The organism is Rhizobium sp. NFR03 (assembly GCF_900111275.1).
Classification (GTDB): Bacteria; Pseudomonadota; Alphaproteobacteria; order Rhizobiales; family Rhizobiaceae; genus Ferranicluibacter.
Genome location: NZ_FOGR01000002.1, coordinates 855632 through 871018, shown reverse-complemented (window position 1 = coordinate 871018; position 15387 = coordinate 855632). Strand labels below are relative to the sequence as shown.

The 15387-nt window shown below is 63.2% G+C and carries 12 protein-coding genes and 1 riboswitch; of the genes, 6 read left to right on the top strand and 6 right to left on the bottom strand.

Annotated features, from left to right (window positions below; genetic code table 11):
• Window positions 1–281 precede the first annotated feature (281 nt).
• The gene (locus tag BSG19_RS09355) at window positions 282–1034 is read right to left on the bottom strand and encodes a crotonase/enoyl-CoA hydratase family protein (protein ID WP_092987000.1); all 753 of its coding nucleotides are present in this window, start codon (window positions 1032–1034) and stop codon (window positions 282–284) included.
• Window positions 1035–1042: 8 nt separating this feature from the next.
• A complete protein-coding gene (locus tag BSG19_RS09350; protein ID WP_092986998.1) occupies window positions 1043–2818 on the bottom strand; it encodes an acyl-CoA dehydrogenase family protein in 1776 nt (591 codons plus the stop codon).
• 209 nt (window positions 2819–3027) lie between these two features.
• Here BSG19_RS09350 and BSG19_RS09345 point away from each other — a divergent pair, with 209 nt between their 5' ends.
• On the top strand, window positions 3028–4020 hold the full coding sequence (locus tag BSG19_RS09345) for a transporter (RefSeq protein ID WP_092986996.1): 993 nt from the start codon (window positions 3028–3030) through the stop codon (window positions 4018–4020).
• A gap of 76 nt (window positions 4021–4096) precedes the next feature.
• Here the strand turns inward: BSG19_RS09345 and BSG19_RS09340 are convergent, their stop codons facing one another.
• The gene (locus BSG19_RS09340) at window positions 4097–4552 is read right to left on the bottom strand and encodes a BA14K family protein (protein ID WP_092986994.1); all 456 of its coding nucleotides are present in this window, start codon (window positions 4550–4552) and stop codon (window positions 4097–4099) included.
• A gap of 261 nt (window positions 4553–4813) precedes the next feature.
• Here BSG19_RS09340 and BSG19_RS09335 point away from each other — a divergent pair, with 261 nt between their 5' ends.
• Window positions 4814–5791: a glycoside hydrolase family 25 protein gene (locus BSG19_RS09335; RefSeq protein ID WP_092987405.1), complete on the top strand. Its 978-nt coding sequence runs from the start codon at window positions 4814–4816 to the stop codon at window positions 5789–5791.
• Window positions 5792–5824: 33 nt separating this feature from the next.
• Here the strand turns inward: BSG19_RS09335 and BSG19_RS09330 are convergent, their stop codons facing one another.
• The gene (locus BSG19_RS09330) at window positions 5825–6967 is read right to left on the bottom strand and encodes an FAD-binding oxidoreductase (protein WP_244529160.1); all 1143 of its coding nucleotides are present in this window, start codon (window positions 6965–6967) and stop codon (window positions 5825–5827) included.
• Window position 6968: 1 nt separating this feature from the next.
• Window positions 6969–8213, bottom strand: a complete 1245-nt coding sequence (locus BSG19_RS09325; RefSeq protein WP_092986990.1) for an aromatic ring-hydroxylating oxygenase subunit alpha — start codon at window positions 8211–8213, stop codon at window positions 6969–6971.
• Between the two features lie 174 nt (window positions 8214–8387).
• Window positions 8388–8564: riboswitch (cobalamin riboswitch) on the bottom strand.
• A gap of 309 nt (window positions 8565–8873) precedes the next feature.
• On the opposite strand from BSG19_RS09325, the gene BSG19_RS09320 reads away from it, so the two are divergent.
• The 3 genes from BSG19_RS09320 (at window position 8874) to BSG19_RS09310 (ending at window position 11970) form a co-directional block, all read left to right on the top strand.
• Window positions 8874–9467, top strand: a complete 594-nt coding sequence (locus BSG19_RS09320; protein ID WP_092987403.1) for a DUF6656 family protein — start codon at window positions 8874–8876, stop codon at window positions 9465–9467.
• A 67-nt stretch (window positions 9468–9534) separates the two neighbouring features.
• Window positions 9535–10506 (top strand): L-threonylcarbamoyladenylate synthase, encoded by a 972-nt coding sequence (locus BSG19_RS09315; RefSeq protein ID WP_092986988.1) that lies wholly within the window; start codon window positions 9535–9537, stop codon window positions 10504–10506.
• A 30-nt stretch (window positions 10507–10536) separates the two neighbouring features.
• Complete coding sequence (locus BSG19_RS09310; protein WP_092986986.1) at window positions 10537–11970, top strand: FAD-binding oxidoreductase; 1434 nt, start codon at window positions 10537–10539, stop codon at window positions 11968–11970.
• Between the two features lie 19 nt (window positions 11971–11989).
• On the opposite strand, the gene BSG19_RS09305 is transcribed toward BSG19_RS09310, so the two are convergent.
• Complete coding sequence (locus BSG19_RS09305; RefSeq protein WP_092986984.1) at window positions 11990–14545, bottom strand: DUF1217 domain-containing protein; 2556 nt, start codon at window positions 14543–14545, stop codon at window positions 11990–11992.
• 236 nt (window positions 14546–14781) lie between these two features.
• Between BSG19_RS09305 and BSG19_RS09300 the strand changes: the two genes are divergently transcribed.
• Entirely contained in the window at window positions 14782–15348 is a 567-nt protein-coding gene (locus tag BSG19_RS09300; protein ID WP_092986982.1) for a DUF6101 family protein, read from the top strand.
• Window positions 15349–15387 lie beyond the last annotated feature (39 nt).

Below are 15387 nucleotides of genomic sequence, written 5' to 3'. Positions count from 1 at the left end.
AGCTGAAGCAGAAAGCGCTGCGCCAGCCAGCGAGTCGGGGACGATAAGCCTCCCCGACCTCGGCATAGGCTTTGCTGTCGAACAGGAGTGAAGCGAATGGGGTATCTACCCGTGAGCATCACGCTTGAGATAAGGAAAACCCGCACGGGCTGGCATGTCCACGTGCGGGTAACATTCCTCGTCTAAGCGAAACGGCAGCCGGAGTTACCGCTTCGGCTGCCACTCCGCTAATATACATCCAGGCGGTCTCCACTGCAAGACACTGCTGGACCGGACGCCACTCAGCGCTTGGAAAGGAAGGCCATGAAGGCGGCCTGGGCTTCTGCGCTTTTCAGGCGGGCGGTGAAATGCTCCGCTTCGATGTCAATTCGTGCGAGGATCTCGCCGGTGTCGCCGCGCAGGAGCTGCCGGGCGATACGCAGCGCCTGGGGCGGCTTGGCGGCAAGCATGGCGGCGGCGGCGAGCGTTTCCTCCTCCAGCACCTCGGGTGCGACCGCTTTCCAGACGAGGCCGGCAGCGACAGCGTCTTCGGCCGTGATCGGCAGACCGGCCGCGAGGAGTGCGAAAGCGCGCTGGTGGCCGATGATGCGGGGGACGATAAGGCTGGAGGCAGCTTCGGGCACAAGAGCCAGATCCACGAACGGGGTCCGCAGCTGCGTGCGGGTGGAGATGACGGTGAGATCGCAATGCAGATTGAGCGTCGTGCCGATGCCGATCGCCAGACCATCGACGCCGGAGACCAGCGGCTTGGAGGCGGTCGCGAGCGCGTGGAGGAAACCGAGGACTTCCGTCCCCAGTGTTTCGCTCATCGCCATCTGGGCGAAGTCCGCCATATCGTTGCCCGCGGAAAAGCAGCCCGGCGTGCCGAGAAAGACGATCACCCTGATGTCGTCGTCCGCCTCGGCCTCTGCGAGAGCCGCCGTCATCGCAACATACATGGCGCGGGTGATGGCGTTCTTCTTTTCCGGGCGGTTCAGCCGAATGACGCGAATGGCGGCATCCGGCTTTTCGATGAGGATCGTCTCGTTGGTCATATCAGGCCTCAATTCAGCGCGATGCGCGCAGCCTCAAGGCTGTCGGCGCCATGGAGGATGGCGTCGGCAAGCGAGGCCGTTTCTCCGAGCAGGTTTTCGGCGAAGAAACGGGCAAGCGCGATGCGTTGCGCCTGACGGCCGTCGTCTACCGATACGCCCGCACCCTTAGCCAGAAGAACGCCGGAGAGGACCAGACCGAAGAGGCGCTGATAAGCGGTAGCGCCGGCAAGGGCCGTCGTCAGGCGTCCGCCCGAAAGTTCCGACTGGAGCCATTCGGTGGCGGTGATCAAAGCGCCAATTGCCTTGTCCAGACGCGCGGCGGTCCCGCCCCATGCGGCCTTGTCTCCTTCGCCTGCGGGAACGGCCGTCGCGATGGCCGAGAGCTCATCGATCAGTCCGCGGACATGGGCACCGTTACCGAGTGGCAACTTGCGTGTGACAAGGTCGATGGCCTGAATGCCGTTCGTGCCTTCATAGATCGGCGCGATGCGTGCATCCCGCAGCAGTCGGGCCGCACCCGTTTCCTCCACGAAGCCCATGCCGCCATGGACCTGAATACCAAGCGAGGCGACCTCGACGCCGACATCGGTCGGGAAGGATTTGGCGATGGGGGTGAGCAGCGCCGCACGATCCTGCCAGTGGCGCTTTGCGTCGCCCTCGGCCTCGTGGGCGCGATCGACCGCCTCCGCGCAGAGATAGGTAATGGCGCGGGACCCTTGGGTGAGCGCCTTCATGGTCAGCAGCGTGCGGGCGATATCCGGGTGATCGATGATCGGGCTGGCTGTGGCAGCTCCCGGATTCGCACCGGGGGCCTTGCCCTGACGACGCTCCCGCGCATAGGCCAGCGCGCCTTGCGTGGCGGCTTCCGCCATGGCGACACCCTGCGCGCCGACTGCAAGACGGGCATTGTTCATCATGGTGAACATGCAGGCGAGACCGCGATTCTCCTCGCCAATAAGGTAGCCGACGGCGCCCGGCTCCTCGCCGAAGCGGCCATCGCCATAAATCATGGTGCAGGTGGGCGAGGCGTGGATGCCCAGCTTTTCCTCGATCGAGTGACAGAAGAGATCGTTGCGGGCACCCAGCGTCCCGTCTTCATTGACGATGAACTTCGGCACTAGGAAGAGCGAGATACCACGCGTACCCTCCGGTGCGTCTGCAAGGCGGGCGAGAACGAGGTGGACGATATTGTCGGTGAAGTCGTGTTCGCCCCAGGTAATGTAGATCTTCTGGCCGAAGATGCGGTAGGTGCCGTCGTCGCGACGCTCCGCGCGCGTGCGCAGCGTTCCCAGATCCGAGCCGGCATGGGGTTCCGTCAGGTTCATGGTGCCGGTCCACTCACCGGAGACCATCTTCGGCAGGAAGCGGGCCTTCAGGGCATCGGAACCGTGTGCGGCAAGCGCCTCGGCGGCACCGGCGGTCAGCATCGGCGCCAGAGCGAAGGCCATCGAGCCGCCGTTCCAGATTTCCATGGCGGCGATCTGCAGGCGATGCGGCAGGCCCTGCCCGCCCGCACCCACCGGTGCGGCGAGGCCATTCCAGCCGGCAGCGGCCCAGGAGCGGTAGATTTCGGCCCAGCCGGATGGCGAACGGACCTCGCCATTGGCGAGCTTGGAGCCTTCCCTGTCGCCGCGCGCGGCTGCCGGGGCGATCGTCGCGTCGCAGAAGCGGCCTGCCTCCCAGATCACAGCCTCCACAATATCCGCATCGACAGACGCGTCGCCTTCGAGACCAGCGATATGCTTCAGCGTGAACAGAATGTCGTCCACAGGCGATGTGTACATAAGGTTCTCCTGCCTTTGCCGGCGCCCACCCGTCTTCTCCTGCGCCGCCGGCCAAGTTATTGATTTTTACGTAAACGTCAACCGAAGATGCATGTTTGGTCGCGACGTTCTGTTTCCGGCGAGGCGGGCTGCAAGGCTTCGTTTTGCCTTGCAACGAAACTGTCATAGAAGGTCGATACAGCTCGATCCCGACGACCGGAAATTCTCATATGAATCTTGTTTCTCCTGAAATTCCCGGTCTTGTCTGGGCCTATCGCTTCCGTCCGGGACAGGGCCGTGGCGAGCGCATTTCCGCGGATGCCCCGCTGGAGACACTGACGGAAGGCGATGGCTGGCTCTGGCTCCATCTGGCGCTGAGCGACGCGCGCACGCCTGCCTTGATCCAGAAGATCTGCGATCTGCCGCCGGACGCGCTGGCTACCCTGTCGAGCCACGATACCCAGGCTGCCATCACCACCGACGAGGCCATGGTTCACGGCACGCTGGTCGATTTCGAGCGCACCTTCGACCAGATGACGAAGACCATCGGCTGGCTGCATTTCGCGGTGACGGACAAGGTCATCGTGACGACGCGGCTGCATCCGCTGCGCAGCATCGACCGGGTGAAGGCGGCGATCGAGAAGAACCCGCGTTGCCTTCGGCCGATCGACCTGTTCGAAATGATGGTCATCGAATTCCAGCGGACCCTGATCGGCCTCGTGCTGGAGCTGACGGAAGAACTGAACGTCATCGAGGACGAGGTTTATGGTGAGGCTGGACACAACGACCAGCCGAGGCTGGCGCCGTTGCGCCGCACCGCCGTCCGGCTGCACCGGCATCTGCGAACACTGCTGGCTCTTCTCAGGCGCGCCGCCGCGTCGGACGAAGACGAGGTGCCCGCAGGCTTCATCGACGTCGCCGAACGCCTGACCGACAGGCTGGAGACAGTCGATCGCGACGTCTTCGCGCTGCAGGAACGGGCGCGACTTCTACACGAGGAGATTGACAGCAAGCTCTCCTCGGAGACCAACCGCCACCTTTATATCCTCTCGCTGATGACTGCCTTCCTGCTGCCACCAACCCTCGTCACCGGCTTCTTCGGCATGAACACGAGCGACCTGCCGCTTGCCGGCGGCGTTCACGGCACGCTCATCGCCGGCGTCTTCATCGTGATGTCCATGGCCTTCGCCTGGACGATCCTGAAACGGATCGGGATACTCTAACCGGAGACATCCCAACGCAGAAAAGGCACCGTATGAGCGGTGCCTTTTCCTCATTCACACTGGCAAACTCAATCGATCAATACGGCGAATTGCACTGACGGCGCGGGCCGTTGTTGGGCTGGTACGTGTTGTCATAGGCGCGATACGAGCGGTAACGGTTCTGGCACCAGGCCACATGGCTGCCGCCGACGCGTACCGGGCGGTCGTTGTTGATGGCTCCGCCGATGATGGCGCCGGTCGCGAAGGCTGCGAGCGGGAACCAGACGCCATTGTGTTCGCGGTAGCCGCGGCGGCGTTCACGGTATCCGCGATGGCCGTTGTAATAGTAGGCGTCACCCCGGCGGTGCATACCGCGACGGCGCCAGTCGTCCCGGTCGCGGTTGCGATACTGTACGGGCTCCGCGGCATTGGCGATCTGCACCGGCTTCTGAACCGGGATCGGCACCATGGCCTGTACGGGCACGAACGACGTCACGAAGAGCGCTGCGGAAAGGCCGGCGGCCGAAAGGAGCTTGGCGTTGAAGAGACCCATTGTTTCCTCCGTGGAATTTTTATCGAACGACCGCGAGGGGCACGGTATCCGCTGGTCGGAAAACGGGCGGCAGGCGTATTGGTTCCCGCGGCTGCGGACGACGGGCAACGCGGACCGAGAAAATTAACGCCGCGTTAACCATGTGAGCGCAGCATCATGCGCATGCGAAACATCGCCACAACCATTGCCGGCACGTTCACCGACTTCCGTTTCGGGCATTCCCCTTCCGGGCGGTGCACGGCCGCGGCGTTGGGTATCCTGATGGCGCTTGGTGCCGCGTTCTCGCCGCAGCCGGTCCTTGCCATCGATCTGGAGCCGTGGAAAACGCCGGAGCCGGCGCTGGTCATCGATGCCTATGAACTGAATATCGTCGACTGGCAGGACATGCTCAAGGACAAGCGGATTGCAGGCTTCGTCTCGAAGGCCTCGGACGGGCTGCCGGAAAGCTTTTCCTGCACGGGTGACCACAAGGGCGATACGTTCGCCCACTGCAAGACGATGTGGCGGAAATATGCGGTCAGCCGCGAGCTGTACCAGACCCGGCGTATGGTGGCGCGGGCGAGCGGGCTGCTGTGGGGCGCCTATCACCTCGCGCGGCCGGGCAACCCCATCGAGCAGGCCAACCACTTCCTCGACTATGCCGAACCTGCCGCCGACGAGCTGATGGTGCTCGACATCGAGGGCATCGATCCCCAAAACTTCATGTCGCTGGAAGATGGCGAAATCTTCGCGCAGCATATCAAGACGCGGACGGGCCGCTATCCGATGCTCTACACCAATCACTCCACGGCACGGCATATCGCCGACAATCGCAGGCTCTATCCGACCCTCTCCCGCCTGCCGCTCTGGTATGCCCGCTACAAGCCCGGCATCCGCAACGTCTTTCCCATGGGCAACTGGGATACCTATGCGCTCTGGCAATTTTCGTCGGGCGCCAACTGCAACAAGCGGCGCTGTCCCTACCGGGTCGGCGGAACCCTGCCCGACATCGACGTCAACGTGGCGCCGATAAACGCTGCGAAACTGAAGGTGGAATGGGCGAAAGGCGAACTGCTGCCGGAAAAGCCCCTGCCGCCGGAGCCCGCTCCCGCTGCGCCCACGCTCGGACCGCCCATCATCACGCTCGTGGCGTCGAGCGGCTCACGCCCGATCTGCATCGGCACGCAGGCCCCGCGTGGCGTGGATAGCATGACGACATCCTCGATTGCCGTGCGCGGGGCGCGGATCGCATCACGGTGAGAACGGCCGCCGGGAAGCCGGCAGCCCCGTCGCTCAGGCCTCGATCTGCACATCCGTCAACGGACGCGAGCAGCAGGCGAGGATGTAGCCTTCCTCGACTTCCTCGTCGAGGATGCCGCCATTGTGGTTCATTTCGACCTCGCCCGAGATCTTCATGACACGGCAGGTGCCGCAGAGGCCGCCTTCGCAGGCCGCGCCGATGCGCACGCCGGCGGCGCGGGCGGTCTGGAGCACGGTCTGGCCGGGAACGCATTTCGCTTCCTTTCCGGCCATGGTGAAGGTGACGGTGGGCGCGACGATCGGCTGATCGGTATCGGCATCGCCGGCAGCATCGCCAGCACCGGCGCGAACGGCGAGCTCATCGACATTCGGCGCCGCGGCGGGCTGGAAGCTTTCCTCGTGGTAGCGCGCCATGTCGAAGCCGGATGCCTGCAACATCTCACGCACGCCGCGCATGAAGGGCTCCGGGCCGCAGCAGAACACCGTCCGGCTCATGAAATCGGGCGTCAGCAGCGCCACCTTCGCAGCGTCGATGCGACCGCGCAGGCCGTGCCAGCCATGGCGGGGTTCGTGACCCTCAACGACGAAGCCGAGCGACAGGTTGGGCATGCCGGCGCCAAGCATCTCCAGCTCCGCCCGGAAGAGCAGATCGTCCGGACGGCGGGCGCAGGAGACGAAGGCGACATCGGTCTGCGGCGCGCAATCGGAAAACCAGCGCGTCATCGACATCATCGGCGTGATGCCGGAACCCGCCGAGACGAACAGGTACTTCTCGCCGGGATAGCGCACGAAGGAGAAGTCACCGAGCGGACCGAACGCCTTCAGCGTCATGCCCGGCCGCAGGTTCTCGAACATCCAGCGGGTACCGATCGAGGTCGCCTGCGCCTTGACGGTGACGGCGATGGAGAACGGGCGCGAAGGTGTTGACGATAGCGTATAGGTCCGCATGACCGGATCGTCGGCCGTCACCGGTATTTCGAGCGTGACGAACTGGCCCGGCAGGTAGCGGAACCAGCCGTCGCGATCCGACTTGAACACGAACGTCATGACATCCGGCGCCTCGACCGTCGCCGCGATGCATTCGAGGAGATGCTGACGATCGTTCCAGGGCTGGAGTTCGTCGAAGTGACGGAACGGCGATATGATAGCCGTTTCCTGAACCATGCCGTCGCTCATCTCAAGCCACGCGCACGAGCGGCGCGTGGACGCCCGTCAGGCGGTCCTGCATGAAATTCGTGTACCACTCGACGAACTGCATGACGCCGCCTTCGTGCTCGGGCGAATAAGGACCGGGCTCATAGACCGGCGAGCGGATGCCGAAGGCGTTTTCCTCGACGATCTGGCGGTCCTGATCGTTGGTCTCGGTCCAGACATGCGTCAGTTCCTCGAGGTTGTAATCGACCCCCTCGACCGCATCCTTGTGGACCAGCCACTTGGTTGTGACCTGCGTCAGCTCGGGGCCGAGCGGCAGCACGCGGAAGGTGATGGCGTGGTCGGCAAGCACATGGTTCCAGGTGCTGGGGTAATGGAACATCAGCAGCGTACCGATATGGCTCTGGGGCACAGCGTCCGACAGGCGGCGCTTGACGGCGCGGGCGCCCGACATGGTGTAGCTCTCGGCATCCTGAATGAGCGGCATGCGCGCGACGCGGAACTGGCCCGTCGGATCGATGCGGAATTCGCTCGGCAGACCTGAGGCTTCGCAGCGGCTCCAGTGCTCGGAGATGACCGGATCGTCCTTCGCGCCCTGCACGCCCGTGGCAGACGGTGCCTCGGGATAGGTGCGGCAAAGCTCCGGGTGGTTGCTGGCGCAGTGGTAGCACTCGCGGTTGTTTTCCCAGACGAGCTTCCAGTTGCCCTTCTCCACGATGGTGCTTTCGAAAGCGACCTTCGTGTCCTTGAGATTGTGCGGCGCGAGGTAGGAGGTGACCATGTCGCGCACGGGCGCAAAGTCCAGCGGTTCGGCCGCCAGGCTGATGAAGATGTAGCCGGCAATGGTCTGGCAGGCGACGGGCTTCAGCCCGTGGGCGGACTTGTCGAAGTCCTCGCCCATCTGACGGGCGAACATCAGCTTGCCGTCGAGTTCATAGGTCCACTGGTGATAGGGACAGACGAGCTTGGCGGACGCCCCCTTGGCCTGGGTGCAGACGCGCGAGCCGCGGTGGCGGCAGGCATTGTGAAGGGCATGGATCGCGCCCTGACGATCACGGGTGACGACAACGGGATAATCGCCGATCTGAACGGTGAAATAGTTGCCGGCCTTCGGGATCTCGCAGTCATGGCCGATGAACAGCCAGTCCTTGTACCAGATCTCCTCCAGGTCGAGCTTGTAGAGATCGGGATCCGTGTAGAATGCCTGCTCGAGGCTGTGGGTCTCGCGCCGGTTCCGGAGCGTGCGGAGCACTTCGCTGCGAAAATCCATGTTCCCGTTCCTTTATCCCACGGACCTCGCCAAGAGGTCGCATATACCACGGACCCCTTCAAGAGGTCGCCATCCCGAAACCCCGCAAGGGGGCATCTACAGGGCTGGTATGGCCGGGGACGGCATTTCGCTCACACCCGGCAACCCGCCGCACCAAGACATTCACATCAAAGTCCGTCACATTATCGCCAAGACAGGTGTCCGGGCTCAGGGGCTGGGCCATGCCGATCCGTGACAAGGATCCGCCGGCTTCATGCTCCACCACCGTTGCGGGCGCAGCGCCGGGTTTCGACCGGCTTCCCAATTTGTCCGGATCCCTTTGAAACCGGCGCCTTGAGCCTCTCTATCTAACGCCGCGTCGGCCGATTTCAGAGGCCAAGAAGCGACACGCGATTTGAGAAAGACGACACGCATGCCGGCGGGGTATTTTTGACGGCGCGCGTACTGATCCGTCAAGATAAACAAGAGGATGCGTGAATTTTCAGCAGATGTCGATTTTCCGGTCAGACTGCCGCAACGCAAGCGGCTGCCCGTTTGCGACATCGCAGGCTGCTTGTCCGTGGTCCAAAGGCCTCGCGAATGCCTCCATGACGCAAGCCTCGCGCCATGGCGGGCCCGTAAACCCGATGAAAAGGAAGATCATCCATGCTGGACCAGACCATGGCCAACCTGCGCTACTTCGATGATGCCAAGGCTCCCAAGGAACCACGCGGGGGCGTGTACACGGACTACCTCCGCACCGGCCGGATCAACCGTTCGTCGTCCGAGGCGCGTGCCGCGCGGCGCTACCTGACGCACAAGGAAGTGGCAGACCGGACGGGCCGCAAGCTGGAGGCCGCAGGCACGCTCGCCTACGACCGCATCAACGGCTTTCACGCGTCGATCCGCTTTCCCAGGATGATCTTCCACCGCACGCTCGATGACAGCCCGCATCTCGGCTACTGTCATGTGACGGCGGCGCGCACCAAATTCGCGGATTACGACGATGTCCGCTGGTCGTTCTACATGGCCAACTTCTTCTGCGAGATCGGCAAGGACGAACATTTCTTCGATGATGTTCGCCGCGGATATTCGCGCATGTACTTCGCCGTCGCGATGGACTTCGACCGCGAGCGGGGCAAGCTCGTGATCAACCGGACCATTCGCGACGGCGGGCTCCTGTTCCGCACGCAGGACCCGAAGACGGCCCTGAAGAACGTGCTGATGCTGGGCGCCCGCAACGACGCGCTGCGAACGATCATCCGCGCGCTCTGAGACGTTTTGCAGCCACTCCCGTTTTGGTCTAAGACGTCCACCTCATCGGACGGAAGCGCGAGACGGCATGGCAGAGATCATCGACACGACCCTTGACCGGGTGCGCGCACTGGAGCGTGCGGTGGACGTGCTGGGCCGAGGGCGGCCCATCGCGCTGCCGACGGAAACGGTCTACGGGCTCGCGGCCGATGCGACGCGCGCCGATGCCATCGCCTCGATCTATGAGGTCAAGGGCCGGCCACGCTTCAATCCGCTCATTTCACATGTGTCCGATATGGAGATGGCTGCGCGCCACGGCCTGCTCGATCCGGTATCGCGCCGTCTGGCGGAGGCTTTCTGGCCGGGGCCGCTGACGCTTGTTGTGACGCGTGCGCCCGGCGGCGACGTGCATGCGCTGGCCACGGCCGGGCTCGACACGCTCGGCCTGCGGATGCCGGCCGGCTTCGCGCGCGAGGTCATCGCCGCCTATGGCAAGCCGCTGGCAGCGCCCAGCGCCAACACCTCGGGGCGCATCAGCCCGACGACGGCGGCGCATGTGGCGGATGATCTCGGCTCCGCCATCGATCTCATTCTCGACGCGGGACCGGCGGGCATCGGGCTGGAATCGACCATCGTGAAGGTGGAGAACGGCCGGTTACGCCTGCTGCGTCCGGGCGGACTGGAAGCGGCCGACATCGAGGCCGTCGCCGGTCAGCGGCTTTTGCGGCAGGATTCAGCCGGTGCCACTTTGGAGGCGCCCGGCATGCTCGCCTCGCACTACGCGCCCGGTGCCACTGTCCGGCTGGATGCAAGCGATGTTCGGCCGGGCGAAGCCCTGATCCGCTTTGGCGGCGTGCCCCTTGCGGGCGAGGAGAACGCGCTGATCGTGCTCGATCTCAGCCCGTCCGGCAATCTTCGGGAAGCAGCAGCGCACCTCTTTTCCTATATGAAGCAGGCGGACGCTACGGGCGCCCGGACGATCGCCTTTTCCGCCATTCCAAGCCAAGGCCTCGGCGAGGCCATTCGCGACCGGCTGGAGCGCGCTGCGGCCCCCCGCTGAGATGACACACCCCTTTCGAAAGTGCCCGACATGACGAATACCGTCCCCTCACCCGATCTTGTCCAGCGTTTCGTCGATCTCGTCGGCGGGCATGCGGAGGTCGGGGCTGCCGTCGAGGATCGCTATCTCGTGGAAACGCGCGGGCTCTATCGCGGCACGACGCCGGCGGTGCTGAAGCCCGGCAGCGTGGCGGAAATCTCGGCGATCCTGAAGCTTGCCAGCGAAACCGGCGTCGCGATCGTGCCGCAGGCGGGCAATACCGGCCATGTGGCCGGGCAGATCCCGCGCACCGGTGCTGCCGACATTCTCCTGTCGCTCGAGCGGATGAACCGCATCCGCGACGTCGATCCCGTGGGCAATGTCATCGTGGCGGATGCCGGTTGCATTCTCGCCGATATCCAGATGGCGGCCGACCGGGTGGACCGGCTGTTTCCGCTGTCGCTCGGCTCGGAGGGTTCCTGCCGGATCGGCGGCAATCTCTCGACGAATGCGGGGGGAACCGCAGTGCTCGCCTATGGCAACATGCGCCAGCTGTGCCTCGGCCTCGAAGCGGTGCTGCCGACCGGCGAGATCTGGGACGGGCTGCGCCGCCTGAAGAAGGACAATACAGGCTACGATCTGCGCGACCTCTTCATTGGAGCGGAGGGAACGCTCGGCGTCATCACCGGCGCCGTGCTGCGGCTGTTTCCCAAGCCGCTTGGCCACGAGGTGGCGCTTGCAGGCCTTCGCACGGTCGAGGATGCTCTGGCGCTGTTTACGCGGGCATCCACGCTCTGCGGGCAGACATTGACCGGCTTCGAACTGATGCCGCGCATCGGCATCGATTTCTCGGTCCGCAACATTCCCGGCGTCACGGACCCGATGGCGACGGTTCATCCCTGGTACGTGCTGATCGACATTTCCAGCTCCGACAGCGCCGAAAGCGCGCAGCGCACGATGGAGGCGCTGCTGTCCGGTGCACTGGAAAACGGGCTGGTGGACGATGCGATCGTCGCTTCGAGCGAGGCGCAGCGAAAGGCGCTCTGGCACATGCGCGAGAGCCTGTCGCTGGCGCAGCGGCCGGAGGGCGGTTCGATCAAGCATGACGTGTCGGTGCCGATCGCGAGCATTCCCGCCTTCATGGCAGAGGCCGATTCAGCCGTGATAGCGGCGATCCCCGGCGCGCGGATCTGCTCCTTCGGCCATATGGGCGACGGCAACATCCACTACAACATTTCCCAGCCCGTGGGCGCGGACAAACAGGCCTTTCTGGAACGCTGGCGGGAGATGAACGCGATCGTGCACGGCATCGTGCTTGCCCATGGAGGCTCCATCTCCGCCGAGCATGGCATCGGACAGCTGAAGCGGGACGAACTGGCGGAGGTGCGCCATGGCATCGAGATCGACCTGATGCAGCGGATCAAGCACGCCTTCGACCCGGCCGGCATCATGAACCCGGACAAGGTGCTGCAGATCAGGCCTTGACGTTCATGTCTGGCCCCTCTCAGCCGCCCATGCGCAATTGCGAGATCGCGAGCAGCGATTCGCTGCTGATGCCGCTGCTTCCAGCCGAAGCGTTGAAGATCGCCAGGGCCGGCGACGTGTCCGTGTTGTTCTCCACGTCGTAGAGCGCGGTAAATCGCTTCATCAGCTTTTCCAGCTTTTCCGGATCGTGCAGATCCTGAATTTCAAGAACGCGCTTGATGTATTCCGCCTGCACATCGACGTCGGCGCTGCTCATTTCCTCCGGGATGCTGAAGGCCGTTCGCACCACCTGCATCAGCGCGTTGTCGGCGAGAATGTCGTAGACGGAGCCGATACCGGATGCCATGCGGCGAAAGTAGAGCGCGAGGCGGACGCCCGCATTGTCCTCGCCCGTCTGCTCTTCCAGCGTCTGGTTGTAGTAGAGGTCCTGCGTTTCCAGAAGACCGCGGCGGGTCTGGATCTGGTTTTCCTGCGGACGAACCGTCTTGCCGGTCGCATCGAAGTTGAAGGACGCAACGAGTTCGCGGTAGCGGGTATCGGCCTGCGTGTTGATGAAGCTCTCGGGATCGGAAAGGTCCGACGTGAACACCTTCTTCAGCTCATCCTTCGGCACCGTCTTCGGATCGATGCCGGTCGCGACCAGAATGAAGTCGGTCATTCGCGTATTTTTCAGGAGATCGTCGAGGGTCGCGATCTTCTCCATCTCCGCTGCGTAATATTTGGCTTCCTCCGTCGCGTCGGTCTTGTCCTTCTCGGTGCCGAACTGGCTCTTGGCGAGCACATAAGCCTTGGAGATCTGCAGGATTTCGGACTGCGACTGCGCAAGCTTCGGCGCGCCGATCTTGCCGTCGGCCTTGAAGTTGAAGGCGTTGGTCAGTTGGACGTAGCGGTCGTCCTTCAGCGTGTTCACGTAGCTCTTCGGGTCGTTCACGTCGCTCGTCATGATCATGCGCAACTCGCGCGCAGACTTGCCTTCGTTCTCAAGACCGAAGGCTGACAGCACAACCTGCAAGCCCCTGGAATCGGCGAGGAGCTTGTCGATGGTATCGACCTTACCGATCAGCGCCTTGTAAGCAGAGATCAGGGACTCGTCCGCCGCATCCGCCGCGTCATTGTAGCGGTTCATATAGTTCGAAGAGGCTTCATTTCTCTGGGCCGCCGTCTGGGGCACGTCACCGTCAGCCAGCGTTCCGTCCGGTTGGAAATTGAAGCCGGCGGCCAGAGCCTTGTATGCCTTGTTGTTCTCCCCGCCGGTCGTGTTGGCATAGCTCGCGGGATCGTTAAGGTCGCTGGTGATGATGGCCTTCAGGACGCTGGTTCCCGTTGCTCGCGGAATGCCATAGGCCGTGATGATGAAGGAGCGCATGCGGCTGTCGGCAAGAAGGTCCGTCGCATTCGTGAAATTGTTGACGTGCGCCTCGAAGTAATCCTTGTTGATCAACGCGCCGGTGCCCGTAAGGCGCGGTGCGGAGGCGAAGTAAAGCTCGCGCATCGACGCCTTGTCGGCGTCGCTGATAAGCGGCGTCGAGGCCGGCGCCGTTCCGTCGGCATTGAATTTAAACGCCGTCGCCATCGCCTTCAGATTGGTCGCGACCGATCCCGCATATTCCAGCTGCGACAATTCCGAGTTCAAGGCGGAAACCTTGGCAGTCGTCTGGGCGAACGGCAGAAGCTGCGCATCGAGCGCGTTGTAGATCGCCTCCTGCTCGGCGACCTTCGCCTGGATCGCGGCCTGATCGGCGCCGGGCTGGAACAGACTGTTCGTCAGCGACGCGATCTCTCGAGAGGCTTTGGTACGCTCGTTATACTTGGCGATCTCCGCCTCGATCTCCGCGCCACGTCCGGAAAGCGCATCGCCGGAGGTCTGCTGCAGCGTGTTGACGTAGCTTGAGGGGTCGCTGATGTCGCTCGTCAGGGCCTGGCGCACCTGTGTGAAGTCGAAATTGTCGGGCTGAAGCCCGAAAAGCGGGAAGGCATACTCGCGCAAGCGATCGTTCTGAAGGAACTCATCGACGGTCGCGATATTGCCGCCGGCCGTCATTGCGTTGAAATAGTTCACCTCGGTGTTCATCACGCTATCGGCATTGGCGATATTCGCGTTGTAGAGACCGATCAGCGCATCTTCCTGTGCACCGGTCTGGGCCGCCGTGGTCGACTTGTCGAAGCTGAAGGCCATCGCGAAATTGCGATAGCGGTCGTCGCTCAGCTTGTTGGCATAACTGTTATCGTCGTTGAGGTCGCTTTCCAGCACCTTGCGCATGAACGCCTTGGCGTAGGTCATGTCCTCCAGGCCGTGCGCCTTCATGGCATAGGAATAGAGCCGGTAGTCATCCAGGAAGGCATCGACGGTCGTGACCTTGCCGATATTCTCCTTGTAATACTCGGTATCGCGCTCAACGACCTTCTGCTGGGAGACGCGGTTGATGCTCTCCTTCATGTCCCGAACGACGAGATTATAATCGAGATAGGTCGATGCCATTTGCCGCCCCGTTGCCTTGACGTCTGCCGCTGCCGCAGGCTTGGGGGCGCGCCGAAGGGCACGCGCCGGCAAGCTGCGGCCATGTCGCTTCACCATGACCGTTGCTGCTTGCGCGAGGCTTTTTGTGAAAAATGCGAGAGCGGGCGTTGACGTGTTCTAAACCGTAATGCGTCGGCTTTTGCTAACCATCGGGGAATGCAAAGTTTTTTAACCGCGAATTTTAAGCGGTCTCAAACAGCCGCCGCCTATGTTGACCTCCATAGAAGACGAAAACGTCTCGATGAGAAAAGACCGGAAACCGGCTCTCAAAGGTAAAACAAGGGCGAAATGACATGCTGAAAACCGTTTCTCAACCTGCATGGGTCGATACCGCACTCCGGCTCGATCCGAAGCGTTTCCCGCAACATGCCAGCTACGCACTGCCGGGCTCGCGGAGCAATGTGACGATCAGCCTCGACGAGCGCGGCGCAGTGATGCGTAAGGTTTTGCCGTCGAGCGGCCTGCCGCTCTCCATCGCGCTGCCGGCACGGGCCTTCAAGGGCGTTGCCGCCCGCGCTATCGATCATGGCGACGGCGAGGTTACGGTGACGCTGGAACTGCATCACGACGATCCGGACCTGTGCGTTCCCCTGCTCGTCGCACATGATCTGTCGGACATCGCCGCAGACTGGCGCGCCTGGTCGGAAGCCTACCGCATTCCCATGCTGATGGTGGAAGCCGACGGGGTCGCCCGGCCGCTCGACAACCATATCGGCGACGTGAAGACCCATGCCATCGTGCCACGCCGCCGCCATTCGCTTCACGCCAAGCGCCGCCCGCGCTTCCTGATGCGCCGGACAACCGGCAGCCTCGGCGTGATGATGAAGATCGACGGATCCGAGATCATCGCGCGCCGCTGATCTCTCCCGCCCCTCCTCCAGTGCAGAAAGTCGGCCGTC